The sequence below is a fragment of the Alteromonas sp. AO-Serp genome, from assembly GCF_017849675.1.
GTDB classification, from domain to species: Bacteria; Pseudomonadota; Gammaproteobacteria; order Enterobacterales; family Alteromonadaceae; genus Alteromonas; species Alteromonas macleodii.
Genome location: NZ_JAFLMX010000172.1, coordinates 1 through 13,808, shown reverse-complemented (window position 1 = coordinate 13,808; position 13,808 = coordinate 1). Strand labels below are relative to the sequence as shown.

The window sequence follows — 13,808 nt, the reverse complement described above, 5'->3', positions numbered from 1 at the left end:
TACCATATGCCCGGCGTCACTAATGGTGTGGAACGTCGCTTTGGGTAGTACATTTTTTAGCTGCTTAATTGTTTCTGCTGGTGCAATGGCGTCTTGCTGGGCAGTAATAAACGTTACTGACGCGTTGATCTTTGCGAGCGCTTTAACGGTACTTTCTCGTGGTGTGGTTGCTAGCGTGTGGTTGAGTAACGTTGTTTTACCTAAATCCTGCGCCATCGATTTTACAACGCCAGCCACTTTTTCATCCGCTAAGCGGGAAGGGTGGATAAATCGCGAAAGATAAGCGTCGTTGTCGGGCTTAAAGTTACCTTGCTTAAGCATAGTAGTAAGCTGCTTACGCTTTGCAATTTCTTCTTTTGATAACCCTTCTGGGTTGTAACCGATTAAGGTTAGCGAAGCAATATTGGCAGGATTGCGCTGTGCTACTAATGCAGCTATAAACCCGCCCATCGAATAACCCACAAGGTGCACTTTTTCGTTATCAAGAATACGATCTTCACTTAATGCCAGCATTTCTTCTAGCGATGCTGCCCATTGAAGCGGTACATAACGACGTTGTGCAATATTTAGTTCGCGCCAAAGCGGTAGAAATACGCGCTCGTCACAGAGCGTACCGGGAAAAAATAAAACAGGGTGCTGCACAGACACGTGTGCTCCTTAACAATAAACTGGCAAGTTACATGCTACCATAGCGCGCTTTTTAATGAATGGTCGCTAAGTAGAAAACGACCAAGCGGTAGTAACTGCCCATACAGACGATTATGACAGAACAACAATATACAGGTAGCTTTGCAGAGCGAGCACTCGCATGGTTTGATAAACACGGGCGAAAGCATTTGCCTTGGCAACAAGACGTTACGCCATATAAGGTGTGGGTGTCGGAAATAATGCTGCAGCAAACTCAAGTCACCACGGTAATTCCCTACTTTAAACGCTTTATGGCGTCTTTTCCCACAGTGCACGACTTGGCTAAGGCTTCTCAAGACGACGTGCTTCATCATTGGACTGGGCTTGGCTACTACGCAAGAGCAAGAAATCTTCACAAAGCTGCGAATACGCTGGTAGAAAAGTACAACGGCGAGTTTCCCTATAGTCTAGAAGAAGTCATGGATTTACCCGGCATAGGGCGCTCTACCGCTGGGGCGATACTTTCGCTGTCTCGCAATATGCGCTTTCCTATATTAGATGGCAACGTGAAGCGTGTGTTGGCCCGATACTATTCAATCGGCGGGTGGCCGGGACAGAAAAAAGTAGAGAATCAGCTTTGGGAAGTGGCCGAGAAAAACACGCCCACTAATTCAGAAGGCGGACGTTGTGCCAACTATACGCAGGTGATGATGGACTTGGGCGCGATGATCTGTACGCGAAGCAAGCCAAAGTGTGATGAGTGCCCGCTTCAAGCCGACTGTATTGCCTACGCCCAAGGCGCGCAAGCCGACTACCCGGGTAAGAAGCCGAAAAAGGCGCTACCGGAGAAATCCACCTATATGATGGTGGCACAGTTTAACAGCCAAGTGTATTTAGAGCAGCGTCCCTCAACAGGGCTGTGGGGTGGCCTATATGGTTTTATTGAGGTGTCTTCAATAGAAGAGGGGATTGAGCAGTTGGCCAAGCGAGGTATCAGTGTCGACGAAACCCGAACGCTTGAAGGGTTCCGTCATACCTTTAGCCATTTTCATTTAGATATCACCCCAGTAGTGGCCGTGGTAAACTCTGCTCCAACAAAGCGCGTAGCCGAAACGCCATTTCGTTGGTTTTCGTTGAACGAGCCTATTGAAGTTGGTTTGGCGGCACCTACAACCAAGATTATTCAGCAGTTAATGCGTTAGGCGTTCTAAGCCCAACGTAATATTGATTGCTAAGCAGATAGCGAACGAAAGGAAATCACATGGCAAGAACGGTATTTTGTCGCAAGCTTCAAAAAGAAGCTGACGGCTTAGATTTCCAACTTTATCCGGGTGAACTGGGTAAGCGTATTTTCGACAACATTTCTAAAGAAGCATGGGCTGAATGGCAAAAGAAACAGACCATGCTGATTAACGAACACAAGTTGAATATGATGGAGCCGAATGCCCGTAAGTTTTTAGAAGAAAAAATGTCGGCCTACTTGTTTGACGACGTAGAGCCTACGATTGAAGGCTATGTTCCGCCTGAAAAATAAGCAAAAAAGCCTTTTTTGAGCAAACAATGCGCAAACAGTAATAAAAGCGCAAAAAAAGCGAGAAAAACGGTTGACTTGTGAAGGCGAAAACCGTTTAATACGCACCCACAGCAGGACAGGCAGTAAACGCCTAGAGCGCTAACAAGTTTCAGCCTCGATAGCTCAGTTGGTAGAGCAGCGGATTGAAAAGTGCAAGCACTTCCAATCAGATTTACCAAAAAAGCTTTTAGAGCAATAGTTTTAAAGTTAGTAAGCACTTCGATAAAGCTTGCAAAGTTTTGCAAAGTTTTTTATAAAGCTTACATAGCACAGTTTAAGTGCCTCGATAGCTCAGTTGGTAGAGCAGCGGATTGAAAATCCGCGTGTCCCTGGTTCGATCCCGGGTCGAGGCACCATCATTGAAGCCCTTGCATTTCTGCAAGGGCTTTTTTTGTTGCTGTTTTATAGGTAGTAAATACATCGGATTCAAAATCCGTTGCTAGCGAGGGTGTGACGATTCAAGTCCGGCCTCTGATACCATCCATTAAATTCTTTGCAAGGTTGGGCTCTACCCCATAAAAGGGGAGCGGCATCGATCTTACAGGGTTGATAACATCACCCCATACGCAATAGGCCATTATTCCTATTCGTTAACACCGAGCCGGCGAACGTGGTGTTTTCACAAATCAATTTATTCCAGATTAATGAGTATTGTTTCGGGTCGACCGATTTGGCTATAACACATAGTTTCGGTAAAAACTATTGAGTCGATAAAGGCATACAAGATATCGAGTTCAACTTGAGCTATTTCAGAAATGAGCTCAACAGTTTTCTCAAACCAATCTTTAAGACCTAAATTAATAAAATAATTAGCCTTACTATGTGCTTCCATATATTGCTCATGATTGATAAAAGTGCTCTTCATAAGTGTCAGCAAATCAGTAATGAATGACATTCTTAGAAACCCCGTCATAAACTCTCTCCATGTAATATACTGAATGTCTAGCGCTGAAAGTGCATTCAAAAAACCTGTTAACCTATAAATAATCCTACCAACGAAAGCAGCTGACTTTAAACCATCAACAGGAAGCAATGTGCCTATTACAGTTATAGCTCCTAAATTCAAAAAACCATTAGCTACACTTGCATGTGATCCCGCTAAAGCCGCAGTTAGACAGGAGCTTAATATGACTATAGGGGGCAATTCGCCTTTGCACGGTAAAAACCACGTATCAACTTTGTCTTCTCCTATTTGCAGCCAGCCGTTAGCTTCACTTCCGCCATGGTTACCATGACAGTCAATTATTAGAATTGGGGCTTCATTGTCTTTCAGGGCATTGATGAATTCAGCTTTAGAAGATACATCGATAATATTAAGTTCTACTGTATTATCAATTTCAATATACTGTTTTAATCCAGCTTCTAAAATTTTCCGAAGAGGGTCATTTGATTTAAATGATCTAATTACAGTTACATGTTGAAAATCATCTTTATGCATTGATAAAGTCGTCGAACGAGTTGCCTGCATCAGAAATTGATTTCCAGGTGTAGTATGTATCTTAGAAATCTCATGCGAGAACATCAGTGGAACCTTTCCAAAACGGACCCATTCAATTGGCACATCTGTACATAGGGTCAAAGAATCCGCGTTTTTTTCAACGAAATTCTGAAGTTTTTTCCCGATCTCATCTTTTAATGTCTCGAGGTAGGTACCTAGTTTCTCTTTAAAGTTCGCCTGAGACTTTGGTTTATAAGATGCGTAAAGACTTTCCAACTCTTTTACTTTGCTGACATGGAAATTTATCGAGTTAGGCAATCTGAGAGCAGGTGAACAGTTCGAAATACTTAGACATTGAATTCCGATAACTGTAAACGCAAGTTCAAACTGACGTATTGACAACACCTCTCTTACCACATCGTTTTTGAAGGGTAACGGTGCGCTATCGTCTACTTCAAAGCTTGCGCCTGAATAGGCTGGATTTTTCAAGACTGCATCTAGCAGGAATCTTTTAGCTTTTTTGTCCTTTATTAGTCTTAATATCTGATTCCACCATTGGCTATTGAATTTATATTGGTGTGCGAAAATGCTTGGAGAGTAAATGATTAGATCGGATTTATTGCCAGCTTTAATTCGCGGTAGTTTTGAGAGCATTTTTTCCGCAATATTGACCATTGCGTCAATATACTCACCCTTGTCAAAAGAACCGGGTATTAGACGCACATCGTTAAACTGAAATCCCAAACTAACAAGGGCGGCTTCAGTGGCTTGCGTTACTCCATGAGCCCTAGAGACCCAATCATCCTGTTGAATTTTCCAATTTTTTCTAGGACTGTAATTCTCCAAAAGACTAGTGATTTCTTCAGGAAGTAGAGTTGTGTTACGTATCTCTTCGAATCTACTTTTAATAAGTGAGTCGAATGAAAAAATACTAAAATCATCACCAAGATTTATCTGAGCGCAAGAATCTGTAGATATTGTTATTGGACTATACTTAAACTCACTAACAATTGATTTAACTGAGTATTCTTCACTAGGAAGATAAGTTATGAAAATAAATGGGTGATCTTTCAAAGTCTGAAGGATTTCTACTGCGGACTCAGGGCTCACAAACAAGTAGTTCGGGTCGCTTATATTGCATCTAAATTCAATAAGCTTTTCTTGTGAAAAAAATATCTCAATGGCATCTTGAGGATACAATGGCACCAAAGTTAAAGCTGAGTGATAGCCTTGATTCATCAGCTCAGCAAGAAACCCCTGAAAAGGTGAGTGAATCAATGTCTGATTTGAACTTGGCATGAGGAATACGTTTATGATTGATGTTGTTCCTATGCCAAGATGCATTGAATGTTCCTTTTAAATTGCGCTGAAGTAAATAAAGTTCTTTAATGAAATCACTGTTTGAATTTTTCAATTGAGACAACATTGTGATTTCCTGAATTAACGCCAGCATCGGAGGGTTCGAAGTCAAGTATCCCTCTCAGGAGTACCTTTGAGATACAAAGCTCATTTGCTAGTTCTTGGAAACTACGACCATATACTGAAATGTAGTTTTGTAACGCGTCCTTTACTAACTCAGATTTCTCAATTGGAATCAAATAGTCATCTTTTTCTTTTTTTGCTTCATGCTTTTTTAAAGTTATGACATGGCCCTTATATCTAGATTCAGACAGTAGATCCAACTGACGCGCCCGATACAGAATAGCAGCTTTGCTGACCCCCCACCGCTCTTTTAAAGCAGATAGCATTCGCCAGTCCATGCGGCGTCCAACTTTGAACTCTTGCACAAATGAAAGTCGAGGGAGTAAAAATGCACTTGCAAAACGATTAGCCTGAGATTCCGTTTGCTTACAACCTGTTACAATACCCTCGTGCATTATCAAGTGTCCGACTTCATGTGCAATATCGAACCTTAAACGACCAGGACTATCTTTCGCGTCATTTCTAACAATTACAGGTCTTTTTAAAACACTAGACAAGGCATCTACATCTGCGGATACACCTTCGAAAGAAGTTACAACTGCGCCAGCGCATTCCGCGACTCTAGTCATATTTTCTATTGGACCGAGCCCTAAGCTCCAATGTGTTCTCGCTTTTTCAGCAACTCGCTCAATATCCATCGCTGAACGAACTTCTCCTTCAGATGGAAAGTTCACTTCGGGAAAATTTACGTACTTAGATAAAAGGTTAACCAACCTGATAAAAAGAGCGACGTTCGCTTTAGCTCTAATTCTAGAAGATTGCTTTGCGGTCCGATTACTTCTAAAGTGTATACTTGAGTCGTCAAGTACCCCCATTGGTAATATACCGAAAAAGCCACTCTCAATATTGAGGTGGCTCGCCAGTTCGTGCATTTGTAACGGAGAAGGTGTTCTTACGTCTGTCTCTAGTTGATGAATGTATTGTCTAGTTGTTCCAATTCTGTCGGCAAGTTCAGCTAACGTTAAACCATTCAAAACCCTAGCTAGCTTTAAGTTATCTCCAATAAACATTTCTTTTTCGGTATTTTTATTCATTTTTATCGTGAGTTTTCTTTGACTCATCCGTATTCGGTATACTTGTTTTCGGTGAACTAAGCGAAACTGCTTTTGCAAGTTCTGAATCTATTGATGTCACGTATCCAGACACATGTTCAGAAAGCTTCCAAATACAACTAGGGTCATCATGTCTACTATATCCGACGAAGAAAACTTCATAGTCACGGCTATTATCTTCCTCAGCACTTTGATTGACATCGATAACAAATCGCCATCGAACAGGATTTTCTGATTCAATGTCATTATCCAGTTCATCTTCCCAATTGAATGATGTTTGTTGCTCTCGGGCAAACTTTTTAATCTGTGTTGACTCTGTTTCGCACACAGCAGTTAAAGCCACTTTGGTAGGAGACAAGTAATCATCCCGCGTAAATCGAAAGGGAGCCCCCTCTATGTTCATTACAAGTCGATTACTTGGATCCGTTATTCCCAACCACCAGTGGTCTAGAGCAAGATTCTTCAATCTGTTTTTCTGCCGGTCAAACCTCGTACAGCCAATTGAATAGCCAGAATCAAATTTAGATTGTAGGTCGTCATCTGTGGAAAAACATTCATCTAATAACGCTTGCGCGATAATTGCTAATCGTTCATTTGTGAAGCTAGCCACAAAATCTGATGGTACATTTTCTGACATCTTTTATACTCTACTTGGTGAAATGCTGGGTTTGTCAAGCTATCTTGCGGCATTAACTTAATTCTGTCAAGCAGTTTGGGGGAATTCTTAATTTTGTCAAGCCAGCATCTTGAGTTGTAAATGATGATGTTATATTTCTTTCACTCGTATGAAATAAACACCCACATCCAGCCAGTAATGCAAGAAGTTATCTTCCCATATCTGATACATATCTGTTGCTTGCTCAATAGGAAACACACCGAACAGGTTTTGAAAAACACCTGCATCGAAATCAAAGTCGAGGTCTTTTGCTAGCTCTGCATAGGGGATGTTTCCTATATAGGCAAAATCGGTGACGTAGCAAAAGTGCCATGCGTTATTGCGTTTCTCCAAACGAATCTCTACAGGGTGAAAACCACCACTTTCAGCTGAGTAATTAAGGTCTCTGAAGTTAATTGTCACGCTTGTTTGTGACACGCTATGCTGGACAAGTAAATCGACGAGTGCTTGTGCAAATCGCTTTGAGACTGGCAAAGCGAGTCCCTCATAATGAATATGCATAATAAAAACTCTTCTAATTGAAATCTATGAATGTGAGCGCTGCCTAGCGCGTCTGTACGACGCTTTCAAGCAACTAAGTAAAGTAGCTGACTAGCAATTTGCAATGTCTTCTACGTCGCTTTCAGTAGCGTTATTCGTTATGCTTCTGAAACGCTAGTGCTGCGTGAGTCCGACTTACTTTTGTTATGTAGACAGCGCTCGATTCTTGGTTCGCTATTGTTGTTCGCGCAATCAAGCGCTAGGGACGATAACTGATGAGTAGAGCAGGGTGCTAACTACGATTTTGCTAACTTTGCGTTGGCCGGAGTATTCCCCTTTGCGACAGTCTTTGGCGGCGGTATTAAGAACTCATCAAGCTCTCCTTTTTCTACCGCGCTTATCAAGATGTCGATGACCTCTGGGAGCTTTTCTTTCTCGCCAACATCTATGGCTGGTTTCCCCTTTTGTAACTCGATTGCTCTTATACCCACCTTAACCTCAAGGAAATAGTGGTTATCGGTGTCGTAGTACCAAGGACGAACGGTAGCCTGCCAACGCTTTTTAATTCGCTCTCCTGTTTCTGGATCTTTGACGGTTTTTTCTTTGTATGCCACGAATGGTGTGCCTTCAAGCATGCAAGTGGCGAGCTTTTTTTGCTGTTCGAGTCGGTTGATTAGCTTCATACGCTTGTTCAATACCGGTGGCTTTTGCTTGATTTCAGGACGAGCGATAACCTTGAGCGAACTCAATACAGATGTAGTCATAATGTTTACCTTTGAATGTTAAGGGCGAATAAAGCCCATTGAGGTGTGTTTCTGCTTACGCAGGTTTTCGTCTGCCAACAGGTTGATGGCAAAGTCACGAATTTGAATTTTGGGTTGAAACTTCTTTCGACGAGCCAATAGAGCGAAATCACCGGGTGTAAGGTTGCGCAGTGAAGATAGCTTTTGTGTCTCAGCTTCCTTGAGCGTTCTAACTTTAGTGAGTTTTTTGTACAACTCTACTACTTGAGTAGACTTAAGGTATTGGCAGTCTAGTTTGAAATCGAACCGACGTAACACGGCTTTATCAAGCTTGTCGGAAAAGTTAGTAGCAGCGAATAAAGGCTGTGTGAAACACTCTATTTGCGTTAAGAACTCATTAACCAGCTGATGTTCGTGATGAGCAGTGAGCGCTTCACGTGAGCTTAGTAAGCTATCCACTTCATCAAGCAATATGACTTGCTCCTCATCATGAGCGCGCTGAAATAGCTCAGCCACCTTTTGCTCACTTTCACCCACCCATTTACTTAAAATATCAGAGCATTTAACACGCAGCAGTTTCCTACCATGTAGCTCTGTCAAATAGTGCGCGAAAGCGGTTTTACCTGTTCCTGGAGGACCTGAAATTAATGTTCTCGCTGGCTGGTTGTGCTTAAGTGCAAACGCTATTTCGTTGAGATACTCCTTTGACTGCTTAATATTTAAGTAGCTCGTATCGAAAGGTAGCCCACTTTTGTACTCAAGTTTATTTTGCCATTGCTCCGTTGCTCTAAGTGACGCTTCGACAACTTGACCGATTACAGCTTCTGCGCGAGCACGTTTAGCGTTCACAGCGTGAGCGACATGTGTTGCGTTAGCAACAATTGCTGGCGTAATGTTCTCTGTTTGACTAATCATTTTTCGTGCAGACGTAGAAACACTTAAGCCGTGATAGTAAGGCCGCGTTATCTGTTCGATTTCTTCTGGTCTTAAAGTGGGAACATCTAATACGAGCTTGAATCGCCTGATAAAGCTTGGCTCGAGATATTGGATATGATTTGTAATCCAAATACAGGGAATTTCGTTTTGCTCAATGAATCGCTGTAGATGTTCTTTGCTGTATTGGCTGTCAGCACAATCGAATAAACTCTCGCATTCATCTACCAGCAACATAGCGTCTGCCTTATGCGTCAGCAATGATTGAAGTAACGCTAAATAACGAAGCCTTTCTTTGTTTGGAAAGCGGCTATTGAACTCATCTTCAGAGAAATTGCTAGCAAGTGCAGTAGAACGAATTTCGTAAAGTGTTCTATCGCAGTATTTGGCAAGTGTCCTCGATAACTCTGTTTTACCTGTTCCTGAAGCTCCATAGAGCAAAATGCTTGCTCCAGACTGTCTAGACTTACTAGCAGCAGTGAGATATTGCGACAAAAGCGTAGTATTCACGTGAGGAAAATCATCTAATGTGAAGCTTGCGTCGGGCGAAGGATGCAGCAACGGTGCTATAAGTGTTTCCCTTGAGGTAATTGTTTCACTTAACAGCGTTCGAACAAGTGCTTTTGGCATTGCGCCATATTCGAAGGACAAAAAGTCTGTATCAGGCAGAAAACCATAATGATTGAGCTGCGCAGTTGCGTGAGAAAATAGTTCGTCACTGATGCCTGAAATGTCTTTGAGGATTTCGTTTAACGAAAGGTGGCTTGTTTGCATGTGCACCTCAGAAGAAAGCGCTCTAATCCACTTGTTAACCTGTGAGAGCAAGGCGAACTGAATCAGTAACTCGGTTTGCTTAGGCAAGTCCATCACGGTTCTGATATAGCAACAATTAGCTAAAAAGGTTTTCGTTACCTGAGGTTGGGTATCAGTAATAGTGAGGCAAGCTTTGTAATTGACGTTTTTGCTTCTACCTATGAAAAATGATTGGGCAGATACCTTGCTACCACGCAAATTACTGGCAAGACTTTTACTGAGTATATCGGTATCGATTGAAGGCAGATAGTTGAGTAATCGCTTGCCCCATTCACATGCAAGGTAATTAAGCTCACTCGACTTATTGAGTACTTTATAAGACATGCTAGCGCCCCATTATTGATAGGAAAGCAGAGATGCAGCTTCTTGCATCACTTTTTCATTTCGTTTGTCGTACATGATGGTCGTACTGATATCCTCATGTCCTGCCATTTGGCGCACAGTGTTTATATCTACATTTTGTTCAAGTAATCGTGTGATAAACGTTCGTCGAAGGTCATGCGGCGAGACTCCTTCTACGCCAATTGATGCTAGCGACTTTTTAGTGAGTGAATAGATAGAGCACGATGACAACGCGGTGTTGTGTTTAATATTTCCACCTTTTGCGACACGAACAAACAAGTGGCCGTTGCTTTTACTTCGAAGTGCTAGCCATTGATTCAGCGCAAGTTGCGTCCATGCTGGCAGATGAACAGTTCGGCTCTTGTTACCTTTTCCTTTTCTGACGATCAGAGCAGTACCTTCGATAAAGTCTTCTACCAAGAGTGCCACTAGTTCACTTCGTCGTAACCCTGTGCCTAAAAGAGTTGAAATTAATGCGTAGTTTCGAATGCCGAGAATAGATGTATCGCGTTGTAATTTTATCAACAGCTTATTGACCTGCTCAGTTGAGAGAGGCTTTCCATCATGTTTGCCGTGATTCACTTTGCTGATAGCCCGAAGCTGAATTGACTGCATTTCTGGAACGAGCCCGGACAGTACAGCTATTTTTACGATACTTCTGATCGCTATCATTGCTCTGTTGATAGATCTAGCTGACCAACCCTGAGTAATAAGCTTCGTTTTAATATAGGTAGCTTGTTGAAAATCGATTAGATGATATTTATCTTCTCGCTCTTCATCAGTCCAACCCATCATGTCTGCAATGCTATTTAGTTGTGAAGCAATTGAGCGCTGACTATTAGGCGCAAGTCGACCTAAATACAGCGCATAGGGGCAAGCTGCATTCATAAAATGCTCCGAAGTTGTAGTTAAAAGTATTGAATTTGGATGGAAGTGCTTAGAAAGCGAAGAAGATAATATCAGGCGATATTAGTTATTTGTATGGCTGTTTTGTCCCAGCGAAATAATAATTATTATTTCGCTATATCGGGTATATTCGGCATGAAAGTAGTGGTTTTTTAGTTTAAGTACCTTCGACGAAGCAATACGAGAAGTCTTAAAATCCTTCGAGGTAAAGGCTCAACTAGGTAAATTATGGAACCCTTTTGTAGAACTTTTTTAAAAGGCTTTGTTGTGTATTTGACGGTAGGCTCGAATTTGTGGGTAAGAGAGCCGAACTGATAAATATTTCCGTGTTTTGGTATATCACCTCTAGCATACATTGTTATTGCCACTAAGTTAATTTTCTTACCTCTATTTATACCGAGCATTAAATTTTTGCAAATCGATTTGAACAATATTCTCTCAGAATGTGTTAAGCTTTCCAAACTATCTAAATATTGTTTTTCTCGCTTTTCGATTAAATAGTATTTTTTGTTTATATTGTTTAGTAAATCTTTTGTTGTGATTGAATGTTTTTCCGCGATTTCATTTATTTCTTCGAAAGTTTCATTGTTAATTCTTTGCTGTTTGTTTCTATTTCTGTATTTTCTGTCTCTAATGTGACTTTTCCACTTTTTCCAAACGTTTTTATCTATTCCGTTAATTACGCTATTGATATTTTTTTTAATTTCTTCTGCAACAATTGATTGTCCTGATTCAAAACTCTTCTTTAAAGATATAAGTTTTTCTTTAATGATTTTTATTGATTCATAGTGAGCTGGGTTGTCATAACCTTTTACTTCACCCTTTTCAATAAGGTTATCTCCAAATTCGAGCCAATCTTCTATTCCATCTACTACTCTTATCATAAGTAAAAACTCAGCCTTCTCTATCTATAATAAAAACCGTAGTTCGGAGTTACTTTATTGTCAAATCGATTTAAATGTAAATAAATTTTAGGGCTAGCTCGTGGGGTTGAGTAACCGCCCCATCATAGGGCTTTATTTGTAAAAGGCGTTGTGCGACGTTTTTGTTGAACGCTCAAAACCCGTTGTTCAACGGTCCTCCTCTTTAGAGATAACGCGTTGTGCGACGATCTTTTTATGAACTTTGTTAGTAACTACTAACGCTTTTTATCAGATCACAAAGGCGTTGAGCAACGATAGTCAGTTGCGAAGTAAAAAGTTGTGATAACGCAGCAGAAGTGTGGTTTAGGCTGGGTTTTAGTGCGCTTTTGAAGGGTAAGGCTTATTTTTTTAAACAATAGGAAAATTTTTTGAGTTTACTAATTTAAATACATGTCACACACGCACACAACTATCAGTATGTACACTACTAATATAACTAATATAACTAATACTACTAACTATACTACTACCACAGTACATAATAACAATCTCATTAATAATCACTGTAGTAGAAGGAGGTTTCGTAAACTACGTTCCCGATGCAAACTTAATGACTCAATTTGTAGTAACGCCAAAACTCAAAAGAAGGATTCAAAGTTAATTCAAGACTTTTATTCTGCACTACGAATTGAGGACAGAGTTAGCGCACTTAGTGCCATAGTAAGTAATGACGGATTTTTAAAAAGAAACTCAGATAATTTTTATCGCTACTTAGATAATCCTCGATGGGTTGACCCAGACTTTGATAGGTTAACAATTGGCTACGGTATATCTAAAGGAAAAGCCTTCGAAATAATAAGACGTTTGAAAGGTGGCGATGCTCCAGAATACGCTACTGTAAAACGCACTTTAAAAAAAGGTTACTATAAATCTTCTCATCTTATTAAAATCAAAAATGGTAATGCGATTAGGATTTATTTAATTAGTAACAACGGTGGTGTGGATTTTAGGCATGTTAAAATTGACTTCACTCCCTCTTATTTTAAGGATAGTGAGTTGGCAGAGTTTTTTAATTGGTTTAACGAGCTACTAGGGAGCGAGCGTAAACGCGCGACAAAAAACTCTATCATATCGTTAATGGAAAATGGCCTTCAATTACATGATGTTTTTGCTCCCCAAATTGTTCATAACAGTTTGTTCGGGAAGGAAGAGAAGTTTAATTGGAAAATAAGAGGTAAAGAGCAACAATTTACCCAAGGCACTTATGATATCTTTAAAGCTGAGTGCGGAGGGACTATAAAGAACAAAATTTACTGTCCGGTATCGAAGCTATTTGACCTCATCTTTAAAGAAAGATCTTATACCGAAGATGACGCACTTATGGTAATGAAAAATATATCGTATGCAACTAGGATCGAGAGTGCCTATTCATATAAACACTCGGCGAAAAAGTATTCTCTACTAGAGATGGAGCGTGTGCCTTGTTTCTTGAATCAGTTTGATATCGTTGCTCCCGATTCGCTAGTCGAAATACCCATTGAAGAACGAGTCATACTAATGGGACAGCGAACGTTATCTGGTGAAGAGAAGTACAACACTCGCAGTCTTATTCTGTCTCCTAACACTCTAGAGACTAAACGTATTAAAATGCTTGAGCGCTACAAAGATATTTTCTTGAACAGTTGACAGTGTTGCCAGATGGCGCAAACAACACTGTACTGTAGACGTGTTGAGTAATGTGTATCAGCAATTTTGTAATACTGTGAAGATAGCGTTTTGCGCAGATTCTCTAAATTCACGACCAATTCTTGGTGTGTATGACGGGTGGGGGGCTGATATTACAGTTGTTTTAAAATCGTCTTTTTGCAGTCTACCTACTG

General features: G+C 40.8%; 12 protein-coding genes and 1 tRNA gene. 4 read left to right on the top strand and 9 right to left on the bottom strand.

What is annotated here, in order from left to right:
• Positions 1-648, bottom strand: a 648-nt coding sequence (locus QVA83_RS12135; protein ID WP_287498499.1) for an alpha/beta fold hydrolase, incomplete at its 3' end; no start/stop codon positions are given.
• Between the two features lie 113 nt (positions 649-761).
• On the opposite strand from QVA83_RS12135, the gene mutY reads away from it, so the two are divergent.
• The 3 genes from mutY to QVA83_RS12120 all read left to right on the top strand — a co-directional run bounded on the left by mutY (position 762) and on the right by QVA83_RS12120 (position 2,556).
• Positions 762-1,829, top strand: a complete 1,068-nt coding sequence (gene mutY / locus QVA83_RS12130; protein ID WP_287498498.1) for an A/G-specific adenine glycosylase — start codon at positions 762-764, stop codon at positions 1,827-1,829.
• Positions 1,830-1,888: 59 nt separating this feature from the next.
• On the top strand, positions 1,889-2,161 hold the full coding sequence (locus QVA83_RS12125) for an oxidative damage protection protein (protein ID WP_014947929.1): 273 nt from the start codon (positions 1,889-1,891) through the stop codon (positions 2,159-2,161).
• A 319-nt stretch (positions 2,162-2,480) separates the two neighbouring features.
• Positions 2,481-2,556: transfer RNA gene (locus QVA83_RS12120), tRNA-Phe, on the top strand.
• Between the two features lie 275 nt (positions 2,557-2,831).
• Here QVA83_RS12120 and QVA83_RS12115 read toward each other — a convergent pair.
• The 8 genes from QVA83_RS12115 to QVA83_RS12080 form a co-directional block, all read right to left on the bottom strand.
• Positions 2,832-4,982 (bottom strand): hypothetical protein, encoded by a 2,151-nt coding sequence (locus QVA83_RS12115; RefSeq protein WP_156077765.1) that lies wholly within the window; start codon positions 4,980-4,982, stop codon positions 2,832-2,834.
• Positions 4,983-5,032: 50 nt separating this feature from the next.
• Complete coding sequence (locus tag QVA83_RS12110; RefSeq protein ID WP_156077766.1) at positions 5,033-6,181, bottom strand: XRE family transcriptional regulator; 1,149 nt, start codon at positions 6,179-6,181, stop codon at positions 5,033-5,035.
• The gene (locus QVA83_RS12105) at positions 6,147-6,809 is read right to left on the bottom strand and encodes a hypothetical protein (protein WP_156077767.1); all 663 of its coding nucleotides are present in this window, start codon (positions 6,807-6,809) and stop codon (positions 6,147-6,149) included. Before QVA83_RS12105 ends, QVA83_RS12110 begins: the two co-directional genes overlap by 35 nt.
• Before the next feature lie 129 nt (positions 6,810-6,938).
• Positions 6,939-7,349: a DUF2787 family protein gene (locus QVA83_RS12100; protein WP_156077768.1), complete on the bottom strand. Its 411-nt coding sequence runs from the start codon at positions 7,347-7,349 to the stop codon at positions 6,939-6,941.
• Positions 7,350-7,624: 275 nt separating this feature from the next.
• Positions 7,625-8,092, bottom strand: coding sequence for a hypothetical protein (locus QVA83_RS12095; protein ID WP_156077769.1), 468 nt, complete (start codon positions 8,090-8,092; stop codon positions 7,625-7,627).
• A gap of 18 nt (positions 8,093-8,110) precedes the next feature.
• A complete protein-coding gene (locus QVA83_RS12090; protein WP_156077770.1) occupies positions 8,111-10,141 on the bottom strand; it encodes an AAA family ATPase in 2,031 nt (676 codons plus the stop codon).
• A 12-nt stretch (positions 10,142-10,153) separates the two neighbouring features.
• Entirely contained in the window at positions 10,154-11,047 is an 894-nt protein-coding gene (locus QVA83_RS12085; RefSeq protein ID WP_156077771.1) for a tyrosine-type recombinase/integrase, read from the bottom strand.
• Between the two features lie 170 nt (positions 11,048-11,217).
• The gene (locus tag QVA83_RS12080) at positions 11,218-11,949 is read right to left on the bottom strand and encodes a hypothetical protein (protein WP_156077772.1); all 732 of its coding nucleotides are present in this window, start codon (positions 11,947-11,949) and stop codon (positions 11,218-11,220) included.
• 456 nt (positions 11,950-12,405) lie between these two features.
• Between QVA83_RS12080 and QVA83_RS12075 the strand changes: the two genes are divergently transcribed.
• Positions 12,406-13,614 carry a hypothetical protein gene (locus QVA83_RS12075; RefSeq protein WP_287498497.1) on the top strand — a complete coding sequence of 403 codons (1,209 nt, stop codon included), beginning with the start codon at positions 12,406-12,408 and terminating at the stop codon, positions 13,612-13,614.
• Positions 13,615-13,808 lie beyond the last annotated feature (194 nt).

What these genes read in the sequence shown, in the direction of transcription:
- QVA83_RS12090 (WP_156077770.1), bottom strand. Translation starts at nt 10,141, where the DNA reads ATGTCTTATAAAGTACTCAATAAGTCGAGTGAGCTTAATTACCTTGCA.
- QVA83_RS12080 (WP_156077772.1), bottom strand. Translation starts at nt 11,949, where the DNA reads ATGATAAGAGTAGTAGATGGAATAGAAGATTGGCTCGAATTTGGAGAT.
- QVA83_RS12100 (WP_156077768.1), bottom strand. Translation starts at nt 7,349, where the DNA reads ATGCATATTCATTATGAGGGACTCGCTTTGCCAGTCTCAAAGCGATTT.
- QVA83_RS12085 (WP_156077771.1), bottom strand. Translation starts at nt 11,047, where the DNA reads ATGAATGCAGCTTGCCCCTATGCGCTGTATTTAGGTCGACTTGCGCCT.
- QVA83_RS12075 (WP_287498497.1), top strand. Translation starts at nt 12,406, where the DNA reads ATGTACACTACTAATATAACTAATATAACTAATACTACTAACTATACT.
- mutY (WP_287498498.1), top strand. Translation starts at nt 762, where the DNA reads ATGACAGAACAACAATATACAGGTAGCTTTGCAGAGCGAGCACTCGCA.
- QVA83_RS12095 (WP_156077769.1), bottom strand. Translation starts at nt 8,092, where the DNA reads ATGACTACATCTGTATTGAGTTCGCTCAAGGTTATCGCTCGTCCTGAA.
- QVA83_RS12110 (WP_156077766.1), bottom strand. Translation starts at nt 6,181, where the DNA reads ATGAGTCAAAGAAAACTCACGATAAAAATGAATAAAAATACCGAAAAA.
- QVA83_RS12115 (WP_156077765.1), bottom strand. Translation starts at nt 4,982, where the DNA reads ATGCATCTTGGCATAGGAACAACATCAATCATAAACGTATTCCTCATG.
- QVA83_RS12125 (WP_014947929.1), top strand. Translation starts at nt 1,889, where the DNA reads ATGGCAAGAACGGTATTTTGTCGCAAGCTTCAAAAAGAAGCTGACGGC.
- QVA83_RS12105 (WP_156077767.1), bottom strand. Translation starts at nt 6,809, where the DNA reads ATGTCAGAAAATGTACCATCAGATTTTGTGGCTAGCTTCACAAATGAA.